Source organism: Enterococcus sp. DIV1206, assembly GCF_051712485.1.
GTDB lineage: Bacteria > Bacillota > Bacilli > Lactobacillales > Enterococcaceae > Enterococcus > Enterococcus faecalis.
On the sequence record NZ_JBIOOZ010000001.1, the window covers coordinates 970,001 to 987,016 of the forward strand.

16 protein-coding genes and 1 pseudogene are annotated in these 17,016 nt (G+C 37.5%); 15 read left to right on the plus strand and 2 right to left on the minus strand.

Going from position 1 to position 17,016, the window contains the following annotated elements:
* Position 1 precedes the first annotated feature (1 nt).
* Complete coding sequence (gene glyS, locus IGK86_RS04825; protein ID WP_016616529.1) at positions 2-2,086, plus strand: glycine--tRNA ligase subunit beta; 2,085 nt, start codon at positions 2-4, stop codon at positions 2,084-2,086.
* A 39-nt stretch (positions 2,087-2,125) separates the two neighbouring features.
* Positions 2,126-2,313: pseudogene (locus IGK86_RS04830) on the plus strand (DNA-directed RNA polymerase subunit alpha C-terminal domain-containing protein).
* A gap of 33 nt (positions 2,314-2,346) precedes the next feature.
* Here the strand turns inward: IGK86_RS04830 and yidC are convergent.
* Both yidC and IGK86_RS04840 read right to left on the minus strand, forming a co-directional pair.
* Complete coding sequence (gene yidC / locus IGK86_RS04835; RefSeq protein ID WP_010776001.1) at positions 2,347-3,279, minus strand: membrane protein insertase YidC; 933 nt, start codon at positions 3,277-3,279, stop codon at positions 2,347-2,349.
* Positions 3,280-3,445: 166 nt separating this feature from the next.
* Positions 3,446-3,721, minus strand: coding sequence for an acylphosphatase (locus tag IGK86_RS04840; protein ID WP_010706543.1), 276 nt, complete (start codon positions 3,719-3,721; stop codon positions 3,446-3,448).
* A 106-nt stretch (positions 3,722-3,827) separates the two neighbouring features.
* Between IGK86_RS04840 and IGK86_RS04845 the strand changes: the two genes are divergently transcribed.
* From IGK86_RS04845 to IGK86_RS04905, 13 genes are all read left to right on the plus strand, one after another.
* On the plus strand, positions 3,828-4,604 hold the full coding sequence (locus tag IGK86_RS04845) for a TrmH family RNA methyltransferase (RefSeq protein WP_002356757.1): 777 nt from the start codon (positions 3,828-3,830) through the stop codon (positions 4,602-4,604).
* 19 nt (positions 4,605-4,623) lie between these two features.
* On the plus strand, positions 4,624-5,061 hold the full coding sequence (locus tag IGK86_RS04850) for a GNAT family N-acetyltransferase (protein ID WP_010712668.1): 438 nt from the start codon (positions 4,624-4,626) through the stop codon (positions 5,059-5,061).
* Positions 5,062-5,244: 183 nt separating this feature from the next.
* Positions 5,245-6,030, plus strand: a complete 786-nt coding sequence (gene rpsB / locus IGK86_RS04855) for a 30S ribosomal protein S2 (protein ID WP_002356759.1) — start codon at positions 5,245-5,247, stop codon at positions 6,028-6,030.
* A gap of 105 nt (positions 6,031-6,135) precedes the next feature.
* A complete protein-coding gene (tsf, locus tag IGK86_RS04860) occupies positions 6,136-7,017 on the plus strand; it encodes a translation elongation factor Ts (protein WP_002356760.1) in 882 nt (293 codons plus the stop codon).
* 260 nt (positions 7,018-7,277) lie between these two features.
* Positions 7,278-8,000 (plus strand): UMP kinase, encoded by a 723-nt coding sequence (pyrH, locus tag IGK86_RS04865; protein ID WP_002356761.1) that lies wholly within the window; start codon positions 7,278-7,280, stop codon positions 7,998-8,000.
* A 3-nt stretch (positions 8,001-8,003) separates the two neighbouring features.
* A complete protein-coding gene (frr, locus tag IGK86_RS04870; protein WP_002356762.1) occupies positions 8,004-8,561 on the plus strand; it encodes a ribosome recycling factor in 558 nt (185 codons plus the stop codon).
* A gap of 369 nt (positions 8,562-8,930) precedes the next feature.
* Positions 8,931-9,701, plus strand: coding sequence for a Fe-S cluster assembly ATPase SufC (sufC, locus tag IGK86_RS04875; protein ID WP_002356763.1), 771 nt, complete (start codon positions 8,931-8,933; stop codon positions 9,699-9,701).
* A gap of 14 nt (positions 9,702-9,715) precedes the next feature.
* Positions 9,716-11,002, plus strand: coding sequence for a Fe-S cluster assembly protein SufD (sufD, locus tag IGK86_RS04880; RefSeq protein ID WP_010713218.1), 1,287 nt, complete (start codon positions 9,716-9,718; stop codon positions 11,000-11,002).
* The gene (locus IGK86_RS04885; RefSeq protein WP_010712667.1) at positions 10,999-12,234 is read left to right on the plus strand and encodes a cysteine desulfurase; all 1,236 of its coding nucleotides are present in this window, start codon (positions 10,999-11,001) and stop codon (positions 12,232-12,234) included. The genes sufD and IGK86_RS04885 overlap by 4 nt, the downstream gene beginning before the upstream one ends.
* A complete protein-coding gene (gene sufU / locus IGK86_RS04890) occupies positions 12,221-12,688 on the plus strand; it encodes a Fe-S cluster assembly sulfur transfer protein SufU (RefSeq protein WP_002356768.1) in 468 nt (155 codons plus the stop codon). The genes IGK86_RS04885 and sufU overlap by 14 nt, the downstream gene beginning before the upstream one ends.
* A gap of 18 nt (positions 12,689-12,706) precedes the next feature.
* Complete coding sequence (gene sufB, locus IGK86_RS04895; protein WP_002356769.1) at positions 12,707-14,101, plus strand: Fe-S cluster assembly protein SufB; 1,395 nt, start codon at positions 12,707-12,709, stop codon at positions 14,099-14,101.
* 909 nt (positions 14,102-15,010) lie between these two features.
* Positions 15,011-16,675, plus strand: coding sequence for a DUF2075 domain-containing protein (locus tag IGK86_RS04900; RefSeq protein WP_010713219.1), 1,665 nt, complete (start codon positions 15,011-15,013; stop codon positions 16,673-16,675).
* A gap of 12 nt (positions 16,676-16,687) precedes the next feature.
* Positions 16,688-16,999, plus strand: a complete 312-nt coding sequence (locus IGK86_RS04905; protein WP_010713220.1) for a nucleotide pyrophosphohydrolase — start codon at positions 16,688-16,690, stop codon at positions 16,997-16,999.
* Positions 17,000-17,016 lie beyond the last annotated feature (17 nt).

The window sequence follows — 17,016 nt, forward strand, 5'->3', positions numbered from 1 at the left end:
CATGGCAAAAGATTTATTATTAGAAATTGGCTTAGAAGAAATGCCCGCACATGTTGTCACACCAAGCCGTATCCAACTTGAAGAAAAAGTAATCAAATTTTTAGATGAACATCATTTAGACTATGAAACAGTGCAATCCTTTGCCACACCTCGTCGCTTAGCCGTGAAAGTAACTGCGATTCCTGAAAAACAAGCAGATGTTGAAGAAGAAGTAAAAGGTCCAGCGAAAAAGATTGCTTTAGATGCTGAAGGAAATTGGTCAAAAGCTGCACAAGGTTTTGTACGCGGCCAAGGAGTTACAACTGAGGACATTGTTTTCAAAGAATTAAATGGCGTCGAATATGTCTATGTGACGAAGTTTACCAAAGGCCAAAGTGCCAAAGAGGTATTAACAAAATTAAATGACGTGATTACAAGTCTAACTTTCCCAGTAACAATGCACTGGGCAAACTATGATTTCGAATATATTCGTCCAATTCATTGGATTGTGGCACTACTTGATGATGAAGTAATTCCTTTCAAAGTGTTAGATGTGACAACGGGGCAAACTTCTCGTGGCCACCGTTTCTTGGGAGACGATGTGACGTTCCAACATGCTAATGAATATGAAGCAAAATTAAAAGAACAATTTGTAGTGGTTCAACCGAATGAACGGAAACAAATGATTGTTGATCAAGCGAACGCACTCGCTGCTGAAAAAAATTGGCAGTTAGCTTTAGATGAAGAGTTACTGGAAGAAGTTACGAATTTAGTGGAATATCCAACTGCATTTGTAGGCAGTTTTGATGAAAAATATTTATCTGTTCCAGATGAAGTATTAGTGACTTCTATGAAAGAACACCAACGTTACTTTGAAGTTCGTAACGACCAAGGCTTATTAATGCCGCATTTTATCGCTGTTCGTAATGGGGATAATGTTCACCTTGAAAACGTGATTAAAGGAAATGAAAAAGTGTTAATTGCTCGTTTAGAAGATGCAGAATTCTTTTACAATGAAGATAAAAAATTAACGATTGAAGCATGTGTTGAAAAACTAAAAAATGTGACTTTCCATGAAAAGATTGGCTCAATTTATGAAAAAATGCAACGGGTTGCTTTAATTGCACAAATCATTGGTCGAAAAGTTGGCTTATCTGAGGATGAATTGGAAGATTTAAAACGTGCCTCTGAAATTTATAAATTTGACTTAGTAACAAATATGGTTGGTGAATTCCCAGAATTACAAGGAATTATGGGAGAAAAATATGCCTTATTACAAGGCGAAAAACCAGCCGTAGCAACGGCGATTCGAGAACACTATTTACCAACTTCCAGTGAAGGTGAATTGCCAGAAACAGCAATCGGGGCTGTTTTAGCCTTAGCCGATAAGCTTGACAGCGTCTTTTCATTCTTCTCAGTTGGTATGATTCCAACAGGTTCTAACGATCCTTATGCACTTCGTCGTCAAACCTATGGCGTTATCCGAATTATTGAAGATAAAGGCTGGACCTTCCCATTAGTCCAATTACAAACAGAAGTTGATGAAGCAGTGAATCAAGATGTTGAGAAATATGGCGTTTTACTAAACGAAGGACAAGCAGAAGTCGTTGAATTTGTGAAAGCTCGCTTACGTCAATTATTAATGACGAAAAATGTTCGCCATGACATTATCGATGCAGTGGTGTCTGCTGAGCAAGCCGATTTATCGAAATTATTTGCTTCAGCAAATATTTTAAAAAGCCGTTTTGAAGATCAAGATTTTAAACCATCAATGGAAGCCTTAACGCGTGTTATTAATTTAGCGAAAAAAGGTCAAGAACTTTTAGGTGATACTGAAGAAGGGATTGATCCAAGTCTGTTTGAAAATAAGGCAGAAAAAGAACTGTATCAAGCAGTTAACGATTTATCTGAAGCATTTGCGACACGCACGATTGCAGAAAACTATGAAGCACTAGTAAATCTACGTCCGTTAATTGATGCGTACTTCAATGAAACGATGGTTATGGTTGAGGATGAAAAAGTCAAACAAAACCGATTAAAACAATTAATGCAAATTGCTAAAATGGCGTTATCAATTGCTAGCTTAGACTTATTAATTGTAAAATAAAAAGCGCTGTTTTTCGACCGCTAAGGAGGAACCGACAGCATGCTAGAAACAACATTTGAACAAATTTTAACACAATTATCAAAACCAGCTGTTCGTGCGCTAATGAAAAAATCGACAGTGTGGATGAACTCTACGCACGAGGCCGAAAAGCGTTACTTTCGTTGCATGGCTTTGGTCCAAAGTCTATTCGAACTATTGAAGAGATGACTGGGAAAGAATTGAAGTAAAAAAAGGATCGCCGTTTAGAGGCGATCCTTTTTTTATTTACGTTTTTGTTTTCCAGCATTGCGACCTTTATTGCCGTTTGCTTTTGGTTGGTTCGCTTTTTGCGTTACTTTGTTTGTTTCTTTTGGTGTCACATCCTTGATAGGAGTAACCACTTGTTTTGGTGGGTTATTTTTCAATTCTTCTTGTACTTGTTTTTTAATTCTTGGACGTAAGAGGATATTTGTGATGGCAGATTGAATACATGTGAAAATACCACCAACTACCCAGTAAAGCGCTACGCCTGCAGGTGAGCTAAAGGACATGAAAACAATCATTAATGGTGAAACAATCAGCATTGATTTCATTGTTTTCTTTTGTTCTTCAGGAATACCAATCATTGAAATATAACCTTGAGCTAAATAGGCTAAACCAGCTAATGCCACTAAAATCATATTTGGTTGCCCTAAATTCATTCCTAAGAAGCTTGCCGTGGCAATACCTTTTGTATAACGAGCAGCAAAGAACAGAGAAGAGAAAATAGGCATTTGAATTAATAAAGGCAAACAACCAATTCCGCCAACCATACTCACATTGTTTTCTTTATAAATCTTTTGTAGTTCTGCTTGTGCGGCCATTTGTTCTTCACGCGTACTTGCTTGTTTCATTTTTGCTTGTGCAACATCCACTTGGGGTTTGATTGCTTGCATTTTTTCCGTTTGGATAAAGCTTTTTTTCGATTGATGTAAGCCTAACGGTAAAATAATGATCCGTACAATAATGGTGATAAAAATAATCGCCCAACCATAGTTCCAATTAAAGTTATCGACAAGATAAGTAATTGCATTACTCATCGGTAAAACAAGGAAGTTATAGACAAAACCTTCACCAGTTGGTTGTCCATCTGCTCCTGTTTTCACACAGCCTGATAAAAACATTACTAAAAATAGTAAGCCAGAGCCGTAAAGCCATCGGTTTAATTTACGCATGTAATTCGGTCCTTTTCTAAAAAATTTTTACATGGTTAACTATACTTGAAACAGCGCTCTTTTTCAATCAAAATCGAAAAGAAGCTCTTACAAAAATCAATAAAAAGCAGGAACTACTTGCTGTTCAAGGCTTCTTCCCAAAGAAATCAATCGTTAGAAAGTAAGTTTATTGAATCACTTTAAATTGTTCCGTTTCTTCTAACAAAGGGTCTTCTTGAATATCAACATACGTTACACGTCCCGCTGGACTGGGGGAATCTTTGATTTTTTTGATAAATGTTTCCATTATGTCTTCGGGTGCAATTGCTGTAATTGAAACGGACCCGTCGTCTTCGTTCCTCACTGAACCAGTGACACCTAATTGATCTGCCACCATTTTGGTCATGTAGCGGAAGCCAACACCTTGGACACGCCCTTGTACATTCATTCTTAGTTTTTCCATGAGAGACACTTCCTTTGCTTTTTTCTTTATGATAGCGATTTTTCTTGGTTCTAGCAAGTATCCAAGCAAGCTAGAAGCATGCTATAATACAAAGGCGAGGTGACTTATGAAAGAAATTACATCAACGAAAAATAACCAATTAAAAGAATGGAAAAAATTACACAAAAAGAAGTACCGAGAAGAACTGAACCAATATATAATAGAAGGATTTCATTTAGTTGAAGAAGCTGTGAAGGCCAATGCCGATGTCCAGTGGATTTTGTTTAACCAAAGAGGTCAACAAGAATGGGGAACTTGGTTAGCTGAACAAGAAACAGAAAAATTAATTTTTGTAAGTGATGAGGTTTTAAATAGTTTGTCGGAGCTGCCAACTTCACAAGGAATTTTGGCAATTGTCACCTTGGAAACGCAACAAGAGCAGTCGCTTTCTTTTAAAGGTGGTTGGTTACTTTTAGATAATATCCAAGACCCTGGTAATGTTGGTACGATGATTCGCACAGCTGATGCAGCAGGTTTAGCAGGCGTGATTTTAGGTAAGGGCACAGCAGATATTTACAATACAAAAGTGTTGCGCTCAATGCAGGGAAGCCACTATCATTTACCAGTTCTCCAACGAGAGTTGACTGAAGTGGTTCAGGCATTCAAGAAGCAAGGTCTACCAGTTTTCGGTACAGAACTAAATGAAGCTGCGATTGCTTATTATGAACAAGAGGCAGTGGAAAATTATGCGTTGATTTTAGGCAATGAAGGTAGTGGAGTTTCGCCAGAATTGTTAGCAGAAACCACGAAAAATCTTTATATTCCAATGAAAGGTCAAGCAGAATCATTGAATGTCGCTATCGCAGCGGGCGTGTTAATGTTTTATTTTGAAAATAATCAATAACAGAAACGAGTGTCAAAAAATGCTGACTATCAAAAAGACAACCCAGTTAACAGAAAAAGAATTAGAAACCATTATGGCTATTTGGCTGCAAACGAATCTAGAAGCTCATCCATTTGTCGCACCAACTTATTGGCAAGAAAATAAGGCATTTGTCCGCGCTGCGTTGCCAAAAGCAACACTGATCTTAGCGGAAGAAGAGGGTCAGATAATTGGGTTTTTAGGCTTAATGGATAACTATATCGCAGGAATTTTTATAAAAAAAGCGTTTCAAGGGAAGGGCATCGGTCAGAAATTACTGCAAGTAGCAAAAGAAGAACAGGACATCTTATCTTTGGCTGTTTACAGGGAAAATCAAGCAGCTTACGCCTTTTATCAAAAACAAGGCTTTGTCCAACAAAAGCGAACCATCGATGAAACGGGAAACGAAGAATGTCATCTTGTTTGGCAAGCGCAGTAGGAGCGACATTTCTAGTTTTAAGGCTTGCTATTTTTCTGAAAATATCTTATACTGTTAAAGGTGTGATTTTCACACACGAAATCCACATTCTTTTCCATCTGCGAAGTGGTGCTACTACGGTAGTTCTTCAAGGAGTTGACGAAAAGAAGAGGAAAATAAAAACCAAACTGGAGGAAACACAACATGGCAGTAATTTCTATGAAACAATTACTAGAAGCCGGCGTACACTTTGGTCACCAAACTCGTCGCTGGAACCCAAAAATGAAGAAATATATCTTCACAGAAAGAAACGGTATCTACATCATTGACTTACAAAAAACAGTGAAATTAGTAGATGCAGCTTACGATTACATGAAAAACGTTGCAGAAGAAGGCGGCGTTGCTTTATTCGTAGGAACTAAAAAACAAGCACAAGAAGCAATCAAAGATGAAGCAATCCGCGCTGGTCAATACTATGTAAACCATCGTTGGTTAGGTGGTACGTTAACTAACTGGGATACAATCCAAAAACGTATTGCTCGCTTGAAAAAAATCAATGCAATGGAAGAAGACGGCACTTTCGAAGTTTTACCTAAGAAAGAAGTTGCTGGCTTAAACAAAGAACGTGAACGTTTAGAAAAATTCTTAGGTGGTATCGCTGATATGCCAAGAATTCCAGATGTAATGTACATCGTTGACCCACGTAAAGAACGCATTGCTGTTCAAGAAGCACACAAATTAAACATTCCAATCGTTGCAATGGTTGATACAAACTGTGATCCTGATGAGATCGATGTTGTAATCCCTTCAAATGATGATGCAATCCGCGCCGTGAAATTAATCACTGCTAAAATGGCTGACGCTTTCATCGAAGGTAACCAAGGGGAAGACCAAGCAACTGAAGAGTTATTCGTTGAAGAAACACCAGAAGCAACTTCAATCGAAGAAATCGTTGATGTTGTTGAAGGAAATAACGAATCAGCTGAATAATAATGATTACGGAGCTGTCTCAAAGGCTAGGCGACAAAAAGCCTGATTCTCCTTTGAGATAGCTTTTTTAAAAAGAATTGATAATATCCGAGGAGGACACAAATAATGGCAGACGTTACAGCTAAAATGGTAAAAGAATTACGCGATATGACTGGCGTTGGAATGATGGACGCTAAAAAAGCATTAGTAAAAGTAGAAGGCGACATGGAAAAAGCCGTAGACTTTTTACGTGAAAATGGTATGGCTAAAGCAGCGAAGAAAAATGACCGCATTGCGGCTGAAGGTTTAGCAAACGTAGCAACTGTAGGTAACGTTGCAGCAATCGTTGAAGTAAACTCAGAAACTGACTTCGTTTCTAAAAACGAAATGTTCCAAGATTTAGTTAAAGATATTGCGACTAAAGTTGCTGAAAACAAACCAGCTACGATGGAAGAAGCAATGGCTATTAAAACTGAAAAAGGCACAATCGAATCTGATTTAATCGAAGCAACAACTGTTATCGGTGAAAAAATCAGCTTCCGTCGTTTTGAAGTTGTCGAAAAAGCTGACAATGCTGCATTTGGCGCTTACTTACACATGGGTGGCCGTATTGCTGTATTAACAGTTATCGATGGCACAACTGACGAAGAAGTAGCGAAAGATGTTGCTATGCACATCGCGGCAATCAACCCTCGCTATGTCAACGAATCTCAAATTCCTCAAGAAGAATTAGAACACGAAAAAGCTGTGTTAACTGAACAAGCATTAAACGAAGGTAAACCAGCAAATATCGTTGAAAAAATGGTTGTTGGTCGTCTACAAAAATTCAAAGCAGAAATCGCTTTGGTTGACCAACCATTTGTTAAAGATCCAGATATGACTGTCGAAAAATTTGTTGCTTCTAAAGGCGGCGAAGTGAAATCATTCGTACGTTTTGAAGTTGGCGAAGGTATCGAAAAACGTGAAGATAACTTTGCGGATGAAGTAATGAGCCAAATGAAAAACTAAGAGCATCAAACGCTCGGTTGAAAAGCCGTGAATCATAAGTATCTAAACAGACAGCGCTCCCCAAAGGAAGCTGCATAAATTGATTACTGCTTGATTCAAGGCAGTCTTTCAGCCATTTGGGAACGCATAACTTTGATATGCGCTCCCTTTTTTTAGGCAAAACCAGTGGATCGCACTGCTTGGTCTAAAAAATCATTTTGGTGAAAAGTCATCTAAATGAGGAATTGAATGATTTTTAGAGAATCTTGGAGGGAATTATGATGGTTAAACCTAAGTATCAACGTGTCGTATTAAAGTTAAGTGGAGAAGCGCTAGCCGGAGAAGACGGTTTTGGCATTAAACCACCAGTCATTAAAGAAATCGTCCAAGAAATTAAAGAGGTCCATGAATTAGGTATCGAAATGGCCATCGTGGTTGGCGGCGGAAACATCTGGCGTGGACAAATTGGTGCTCAAATGGGCATGGAACGTGCACAAGCTGATTATATGGGCATGTTAGCTACTGTGATGAATGCCTTAGCATTGCAAGATACATTAGAAAATCTTGGTGTGCCTACACGTGTTCAAACATCAATTGAAATGCGTCAAATTGCAGAACCATACATTCGTCGTCGTGCAGAACGTCATTTAGAAAAAGGCCGCGTTGTTATTTTTGCCGGAGGAACAGGAAATCCTTACTTCTCGACAGATACAACGGCTGCGTTACGAGCTGCAGAAGTAGATGCGGACGTCATCTTAATGGCGAAGAACAATGTTGATGGTGTTTATTCTGCGGATCCACGTGTGGATGAAACAGCGACAAAATTTGAAGAACTAACACATTTAGATGTTATTTCTAAAGGGCTGCAAGTAATGGATTCAACAGCAAGCTCATTAAGTATGGATAACGATATTCCTTTAGTTGTCTTTAACCTAAATGAAGCAGGAAATATCCGTCGTGCCATCCTTGGTGAAAATATCGGAACAACTGTAAGGGGGAAATAAAGAATGTCTAAAGAAGTTTTAGCAACAGCCAAAGAAAAAATGACAAAAGCGGAAGAAAGCTTACGCCGTGAATTAGGTCAAATTCGTGCTGGTCGTGCGAACGCAAGTCTATTAGACCGTATTCAAGTAGAATATTATGGTGCACCAACACCAGTTAACCAATTAGCAAGTATCAATATCCCAGAAGCTCGTGTATTAATGATTACACCGTTTGACAAAAATTCTATCGCTGACATTGAAAAAGCTATTCAAATGAGTGATATCGGCATTAGCCCAACCAATGATGGAAATGTCATCCGTTTAGTGATTCCACAATTAACGGAAGAACGTCGGAAAGAATTAGCCAAAGACGTGAAAAAAGAAGCGGAAAACTCAAAAGTTGCTGTCCGTAACGTTCGTCGTGATGCAATGGATGAGTTGAAAAAAGCTCAAAAAAATGGCGACATCACCGAAGATGAATTACGTTCATTTGAAAAAGATGTTCAAAAATTAACAGATGATAGCATCAAAAATATCGATGCGATTACTGCTGAAAAAGAACAAGAACTTTTAGAAGTATAAAACCAATCACTAATAAAAATTATTGAATCCAGAGAAGCAAATGCTCTGGATTTTTTTGTATAGATGAGGAAGGCGTATCTCAACGCTCTCTTTGCGAAAGTCATTCTAAAGTAATTATTTAAGAAAACGCTTTCTTTAATAAATTTTTTTATTCTACCAGAATTTTTTTCTTTGTGTAGGGACGATCACTTAAAAATATAGAGAAACTTTGAAATATCAGCCTTTTAAAATTTTCCTTCACAAATTGAATCCTAAAATTTGATGATAAGAGTTGTTATTTTTAGCAATTGTAATTTGCGATTCATTCTCAATTAGGCTAAAATGAGTGAGAACGGAAAAACGATTAAAACAAGTTGGAGGGAATTGTACATGTCTGTGTTAGAAATCAAAAATTTACACGTATCAATTGAAGATAAAAAGATTCTAAAAGGGGTCGATTTAACAATTAATACTGGAGAAATCCATGCAATTATGGGACCTAATGGAACTGGTAAATCTACTTTATCAGCAGCAATTATGGGAAATCCTAACTATGAAGTCACAGAAGGAGAAATTCTATTTGACGGCGTCAACGTTTTAGATTTAGAAGTAGACGAACGCGCTCGCTTAGGTTTATTCTTAGCAATGCAATACCCAAGCGAAATTCCAGGAATTACAAATGCTGAATTCATGCGTGCAGCAATCAATGCAAAACGTGACGAAGACAACAAAATGTCAGTCATGCAGTTCTTAAAAAAATTAGATAGCAAAATGGAATTATTAAATATGCCTGAAGAAATGGCTGAGCGGTACTTAAACGAAGGTTTTTCTGGCGGCGAGAAAAAACGAAATGAAATTTTACAATTATTGATGTTAGAGCCTACGTTTGCCATTTTAGATGAAATTGATTCAGGCTTAGATATCGATGCGTTAAAAGTAGTTTCTAAAGGGGTTAATGAAATGCGCGGCGAGAACTTTGGTGCGTTAATTATTACCCATTATCAACGCTTATTGAACTATATCACGCCAGATGTTGTTCATATCATGATGGAAGGCCGCGTTGTGAAAACCGGTGGGGCTGATTTGGCAAAACGTTTAGAAACAGAAGGCTATGCTGGTATCAGCCAAGAATTAGGTATTGATTACAAAGAAGAAGCGTAAGGAGGACAAGATAAATGAAAAAAGTAAATCTAATGGATTATCTTGACGAAGTCACCGCTTTTTCACTAGAACATGAAGAACCAGCTTGGATGACTGAATTGCGAACAACGGCTTTAAGAAACGCTGACGAAAGTGAGTTACCACATATTGATCGTGTGAAATTTCATCGTTGGCCTTTATTAAATGTTCATATGGAAAGTTATGTGACTTCTGAAGGAAATGTCGCAAGTTTTGATCAAATGAAAGACAATCCTTTAATTGTTCAACAAGGATCTTTTCATGCTTTTGAGCAATTGCCAGCCTCATTAGCGGAACAAGGGGTAATTTTTACAGACATTTTTACTGCTTTACAAGAGTACCCAGAATTAGTTAAAGAATACTATATGACTAAAGCCGTATTACCAGAAGAAGATAAGCTGACAGCTGCTCATGCGGCTTTCATGAATAGTGGCGTTTTCTTATACGTTCCTAAAAACGTAGTGATTGAAGAGCCCATTGAATCTTTGTTTATTCAGGATTCAGATAGCAACCAACCTTTCTTTAAACATGTTTTAATCGTTGCAGATAATCATAGTGAATTCAGTTATTTAGAACGTTTTCAATCCACTGGTCATCATGCAGAGAAAGCTTCTGGAAATATCGTTGTGGAAGTGATTGCGAAAGATGGCGCAAAAGTTAAATACTCAGCTGTGGATCAATTAGGGCAAACTGTAACGACTTATATGAATCGTCGTGGCTATATTATGCGGGATGCTTCTGTTGATTGGGCTCTAGGCGTCATGAATGATGGCGATGTTGTGGCTGATTTTGATTCTGATTTAGTTGGCGAAGGCGCTCATTCAGAAGTTAAAGTCGTTGCAATTAGTGCAGGTAAACAAACACAAGGCATCGACACACGAGTGACAAACAAAGCGCCACATTCGATTGGTCATATTTTACAACATGGAGTCATTCGTGAACGTGGTACTTTAACGTTTAACGGAATTGGCCACATTTTAAAAGGCGCAAAAGGAGCCGACGCACAGCAAGAAAGTCGTGTTTTAATGCTGTCTGATAAAGCTCGTGGTGATGCCAATCCAATTCTTTTAATTGATGAAAATGAAGTGACTGCCGGACACGCAGCCAGCGTTGGTCGAGTAGATCCAGAAGAAATGTATTATTTAATGAGCCGCGGCTTGCGTAAAGAAGAAGCGGAACGTTTGGTGATTCGTGGCTTCCTAGGTTCTGTCATTACAGCAATTCCAGTTAAAGAAGTACAAAATGAATTTGTAGAAGTAATTGAAGGGAAGTTAAATGCATGATGGATGCAGCAACCATTCGTCAATCGTTTCCTATTTTATTTCAAGAAGTTAATGATGAACCGCTAGTTTATTTAGACAATGCTGCGACAACCCAAAAACCAACGGCAGTGTTAGATGTTTTACGACATTATTATGAAACCGATAATGCCAATGTTCATCGTGGGGTGCACACGTTAGCCGAACGAGCAACGAAGGACTATGAAGCCTCCCGCGAAAAGGTTCGCCAATTTATCCATGCCAAAGAAACAGCGGAAGTTTTATTTACACGAGGAACAACAACCAGTTTGAATTGGATTGCCAAAAGTTATGGTGACTTGGCAGTTACAGCCGGGGATGAAATCGTCATATCTTACATGGAACATCATTCAAACATTATTCCCTGGCAACAATTAGCTCAACGTACAGGGGCCATTTTGAAGTATATAGACGTCACTGAAGACGGCTTTTTAGACATGGCAAGTGCACGTCAACAAATTACAGAAAAAACGAAAATTGTTTCGATTGCTCATGTTTCAAATGTGTTAGGGGTCATTAATCCAATCGAAGAATTAACACAATTAGCTCATCAAAATGGCGCTGTGATGGTGGTAGACGGCGCGCAAGCAGTTCCTCATATGCCTGTGGACGTTCAAGCCATCGATGCTGATTTTTATGCATTTAGTGGTCACAAAATGTGTGGACCAACTGGAATTGGTGTCCTTTATGGCAAACGTCATTTATTGGAACAAATGGAACCTGTGGAATTTGGTGGCGAAATGATTGACTTTGTTCATCTTCAAGAAAGTACTTGGAAAGAGCTTCCATGGAAATTTGAAGCTGGCACACCTAATATTGCTGGGGCAATTGCCTTAGGTGCCGCCATTGATTATTTAACAGAAATTGGTTTAGAGGCCATTCATCAACATGAAGCAGCCCTTGTTCACTATGTTTTGCCGAAGTTGCAAGCTATCGAGGGCTTGACGATTTATGGTCCACAGGATCCAAAAGACCACACAGGTGTGATTGCTTTTAATATTGACGGTTTACATCCACATGATGTGGCTACGGCGTTAGATATGGAAGGGGTCGCTGTCAGAGCGGGTCACCATTGCGCACAACCGCTATTAAACTATCTGAGCGTGCCAGCAACTGCACGGGCAAGTTTTTATTTATACAATACCAAAGAAGACGCAGATCGCTTAGTTGAAGCGATTAAAGCGACAAAGGAGTTTTTCCAGCATGGCACTTTCTAAATTAGATAACTTATATCGCCAAGTCATTTTGGACCATTCTAGCCACCCACATCACCACGGAACGCTAGATGCGTCTAGCCAAACAATTGAACTGAATAATCCTACTTGTGGAGATGTGATTGAACTGGATGTGGCCATTGAAGACGGTGTGATTAAAGATATCGCCTTTCAAGGAAGTGGCTGTTCCATCAGTACCGCAAGTGCTAGTATGATGACTGATGCGGTCTTAGGAAAAACAATCGCCGAAGCAACGGCCTTAGCAGAGGATTTCTCTCAACTTGTTCAAGGAAATGAAGTGGCCGAAGATGAAAAATTAGGCGATGCAGCAATGTTAAGCGGCGTAGCTAAATTTCCAGCTCGGATTAAATGTGCAACCCTGGCTTGGAAAGCCTTAGAGCAGGCTGTTGCTAATAACGGCCAAGGCGAAGCCGGTCATTTACATTGTGAAAAATAAAGAAAGGGTGACGACGAATTGAGTACAGTACCTGAATTAGAAGAATATAAATTTGGCTTTCACGACGATGTGGAACCAGTCTTTAGTACCGGAGACGGCCTAACAGAAGACGTCGTTCGCGAAATTTCTCGCGTGAAAGGCGAACCAGAATGGATGCTTGACTTCCGTTTAAAATCGTTAGAACAATTCAATAAAATGCCCATGCAAGAATGGGGTCCAGACCTGTCAGATATTGACTTTAGTAAAATTAAATATTACCAAAAACCGAGTGATAAACCCGCGCGCGATTGGGATGATGTACCTGATAAAATCAAAGAAACCTTTGAAAAAATTGGGATTCCCGAAGCTGAGCGTGCTTATCTAGCTGGGGCTTCTGCTCAATATGAATCAGAAGTTGTTTACCACAACATGAAAGAAGAATTTGAAAAATTAGGCATCATTTTTACAGATACTGACTCTGCTTTAAAAGAATATCCTGACTTATTCAAAGAGTATTTTTCAAAACTTGTGCCGCCAACAGATAATAAACTGGCCGCTTTAAACTCAGCTGTTTGGTCAGGTGGAACCTTTATTTATGTACCAAAAGGCGTTCGAGTTGATGTACCATTACAAACATATTTCCGAATCAACGCTGAAAATACCGGCCAATTTGAACGGACCTTGATTATTGTCGATGAAGGGGCTAGCGTTCACTATGTTGAAGGTTGTACGGCCCCCACGTATTCAAGTAACAGCTTGCATGCGGCCATCGTAGAAATTTTTACAAGAAAAGATGCTTATTGTCGTTATACCACTATTCAAAACTGGTCAGATAACGTCTACAACTTAGTAACCAAACGTGCTAAAGCTTACGAAGGTGCCACTGTCGAATGGATTGATGGTAACCTAGGAGCTAAAACAACCATGAAATACCCAAGCGTTTACTTAGATGGTAAAGGCGCCCGTGGCACGATGTTATCGATTGCCTTTGCTGGTGCTAACCAAATCCAAGATACTGGGGCCAAAATGATTCACAATGCGCCGAATACCTCTAGCTCAATTGTTTCAAAATCAATTGCTAAAGACGGCGGCGAAGTTAACTACCGTGGCCAAGTGACTTTTGGCAAAGACAGCGCAGGCTCGATTTCCCACATCGAATGCGACACGATTATCATGGACGAAAAATCAAAATCAGATACGATTCCGTTTAACGAAATCCATAACAGCCAAGTGTCCTTAGAACACGAAGCCAAAGTTTCAAAAATTTCTGAAGAACAATTATATTATTTAATGAGTCGCGGCTTATCTGAAGCCGAAGCGACAGAAATGATTGTTATGGGCTTTGTTGAACCATTTACGAAAGAATTACCGATGGAATATGCGGTTGAGTTGAATCGGTTGATTAGTTATGAGATGGAAGGCAGTGTTGGATAAACCTATTATAGGAGCTAGAACCCTTGATGTATAAGGATTCTAGCTTTTTTATTTTGTCTTGATAGTAGAAATGACCAGCTTTTTACTGATGAGCCATCATATCAGCAAACTCTTGACCAGTTTTCTTAGGGGCGCTGTTCGCAATATCTGTATAGATAGATTACGTTACTTTTCTATTTATGTTGATGAGTCTATTCCAAATGATCAGCAAGCTATATCAGAAGCAATTGAACATCTGAAAGCAATTGCCTATCTGTTCAGCAGAAGGTGGAGAAGGGATTACAGTAAGCTTAAAAGAGCCGCTGGAAACGGAGTACACTCTTACTCTAATTGATGGACAACCAACCCAAGCTAATCATATCTTTGGCAGAATCATACAAGGAATTGAATAGGATAGAGAAACCCACCCCGTTGATATTTGACCGTACTAAGGGTACCCTTTAATTGAGCTACACGGCTCACTTGGGATACTCTTTTTTTGTCTTTTGCAAAAGGTTAATAAATTTTGATAGATGAAACTAAATGAAATTAGGGTTAAGAATGCTGATACAAAGGGATGTTCTGTTTCATTTATGTGGAAATAAAAAAATAGTTTTCTGCTAAAAATAGTTAAAAAGTACTACATAGTTGTGGCAGTTATTGCAGATGAAACAGACCTACAATTATTTCAGGTTGTAATACTCATATGAAATATTTGTACAATGTTTCATATCTATAAGTTTTTATTGTTAATTGATTGAGTAGATACAGAATAAGCTACTCATGAATTAGGGCTTTAGGAGATATTTTAATATAGAGATAGTCACTTCTATTTTTTTATTTAATACACTTAAATAATTAATTATATATCTTATACTTAGTATGATACAATTTATTATAGATAGGAAATTAACAATTGGAGTGAATAAAATGTCAAGTTACAGAGTCATGAATTTAATATTTAAAAATGGGGAAATATCAAATAAATTGGAAAAAATTCATGTTAATGTATTAGAGAATAATCCAGTCACCTATGTTTACTATAATCTTAAAACTAAAAAAATTTATGTTGGAGAGACTAATGGCTTCATTAGAAGACACTATGAGCATCTGATTGAAAGCAATCCGAAAGTGGATTATAGAGATTATACAAATTGCTTAGTCATATACTCCAGTCTATTTGATAAATCGTCCATTCTGGATTTGGAATCATTAATATTGAACTATATGATTGCTGAATCTGATGTGACAAAATTTGTATTAGCTAATGGAAATAATGGACAAACTAAGTTGGTATATAAAAATAAGGAAGAAATATTAACAGAAGTTTTTAATAAATTATGGAATAATGAATTGTATACACTGGGGTTAGTAGATAATCCTAATGTTGAAGAGTTAAGAGAAAGACTTCTGTTTAAGTACTCTCCTTTTAAACAGCTATCATTTAAGCAAAAAGAAATAGTTGATGAAATTGAAAAAAACATAACAAAAAAATATTTAATTGAAGCACCAGCAGGTTCTGGTAAGTCAGTTCTATTTACAAACTTAGCTTTTTCCTTAGCTGAAGTGTATCCTGATTTAAGAATAGGTTTGATAACAACAGGAAATTTAACTAAACAATTTAATTTGATATTTAAGTCGATCGGTCTGAACAATAGATTAATAGTAAAAACAGGTTCTCAACTAATAATGGATGCAAAGAAAAATGAGCAAAAATACGATATTATTATTGTAGATGAAGCTCATAAATTGAAAAAATACTATAGAAAAGGACATCCGAATGCAAGAAGACATCTTGATGAAGGTGATGATGAGATCACTCTTCTTGAAAAATTAACAGATGGATTAGTTCTGTTATATGATCCATATCAAGGTATTAAACCTCAGAATATTAGACCTGCAGAAATAAGAAGCCTTACGAGTGATTATAAAAAAGTTTGTTTAATGCAACAGTTTAGAATCGGAGGAGATAGAGATTTCTCAGGAGAAGATTTTTTAAAAGGAATATTATACGGTTTTCAATTAAGTAATGACAAAAGTTTTAATTCTAAAGTTTTTAAAGATGACTATTTTAAAATTGTAGCCACTTTTAAAGAAGTTATTGACTATGTTGATGATTATTCTCACGCTTATCCAGAAACGACCAATAGACTGATTGCTGGTTACTGCAGAGAGTGGGTATCAAATACTGGGAAAAAAGAAAATAAAGGTAAAAAATTTGAAGAATTGCCATACGATTGGAATATAGATGGTATACAAAAAAGATGGAACTCTACTTATGAAGATTGGGTAAAGAAACCAAACTCAGAAAAGGAAATAGGTTCAATACATGCAATTCAAGGATATGATCTAAACTATTCCGGAGTTATAGTAGGCAATGATATAACAGTAAAAGATGGAAAAATTGTGGCGGTGCCAGAAAACTACAAAGATATCGGCGGGACACCTCTAAAAGAGGGATTTAATTTATCTGAATTAACAGAGTATATATTAAATATTTATTATGTACTACTTTCAAGAGGTATAGATGGTTGTGCTGTTTATTTTGAAGATAAGAACGTAGAAAAACTAGTTAAAGAACGAGTGGGCTTATAGGAGGAATGCATTATGGAAGACTTAATAAAAGAAATTAACCAATTTAGAGATGACAGGGACTGGAGACAATTTCATAATGCTAAAGACCTAGCATTATCAGTTTCTCTTGAAGCTTCAGAATTACTGGAAAACTTTCAATGGAAGTCGAGTGAAGAAGCAATAGCTGATGATTTAGAAAATATTAAAGATGAGATTGCTGATGTGATGATTTATTGCTTGATGTTAGCTGATGATTTAGGTTTGAGTGTTGAAGAGATTATAAAGAATAAGATTAAGAAGAATGGAAAGAAATATACTGTAGAGAAGAGTAAGGGAAAAAGATAAAGGAAGCAATATCAATA

Bases quoted from the DNA above. Each gene is read 5' to 3' on its own strand.
- IGK86_RS04840 (WP_010706543.1), bottom strand. From the start codon at position 3,721: ATGGAAAAACTAAGAATGAATGTACAAGGGCGTGTCCAAGGTGTTGGC.
- frr (WP_002356762.1), top strand. From the start codon at position 8,004: ATGTCTAAAGAAGTTTTAGCAACAGCCAAAGAAAAAATGACAAAAGCG.
- IGK86_RS04885 (WP_010712667.1), top strand. From the start codon at position 10,999: ATGATGGATGCAGCAACCATTCGTCAATCGTTTCCTATTTTATTTCAA.
- rpsB (WP_002356759.1), top strand. From the start codon at position 5,245: ATGGCAGTAATTTCTATGAAACAATTACTAGAAGCCGGCGTACACTTT.
- IGK86_RS04845 (WP_002356757.1), top strand. From the start codon at position 3,828: ATGAAAGAAATTACATCAACGAAAAATAACCAATTAAAAGAATGGAAA.
- pyrH (WP_002356761.1), top strand. From the start codon at position 7,278: ATGGTTAAACCTAAGTATCAACGTGTCGTATTAAAGTTAAGTGGAGAA.
- sufU (WP_002356768.1), top strand. From the start codon at position 12,221: ATGGCACTTTCTAAATTAGATAACTTATATCGCCAAGTCATTTTGGAC.
- IGK86_RS04900 (WP_010713219.1), top strand. From the start codon at position 15,011: ATGTCAAGTTACAGAGTCATGAATTTAATATTTAAAAATGGGGAAATA.
- glyS (WP_016616529.1), top strand. From the start codon at position 2: ATGGCAAAAGATTTATTATTAGAAATTGGCTTAGAAGAAATGCCCGCA.
- IGK86_RS04905 (WP_010713220.1), top strand. From the start codon at position 16,688: ATGGAAGACTTAATAAAAGAAATTAACCAATTTAGAGATGACAGGGAC.
- sufC (WP_002356763.1), top strand. From the start codon at position 8,931: ATGTCTGTGTTAGAAATCAAAAATTTACACGTATCAATTGAAGATAAA.
- tsf (WP_002356760.1), top strand. From the start codon at position 6,136: ATGGCAGACGTTACAGCTAAAATGGTAAAAGAATTACGCGATATGACT.
- IGK86_RS04850 (WP_010712668.1), top strand. From the start codon at position 4,624: ATGCTGACTATCAAAAAGACAACCCAGTTAACAGAAAAAGAATTAGAA.
- sufD (WP_010713218.1), top strand. From the start codon at position 9,716: ATGAAAAAAGTAAATCTAATGGATTATCTTGACGAAGTCACCGCTTTT.
- yidC (WP_010776001.1), bottom strand. From the start codon at position 3,279: ATGCGTAAATTAAACCGATGGCTTTACGGCTCTGGCTTACTATTTTTA.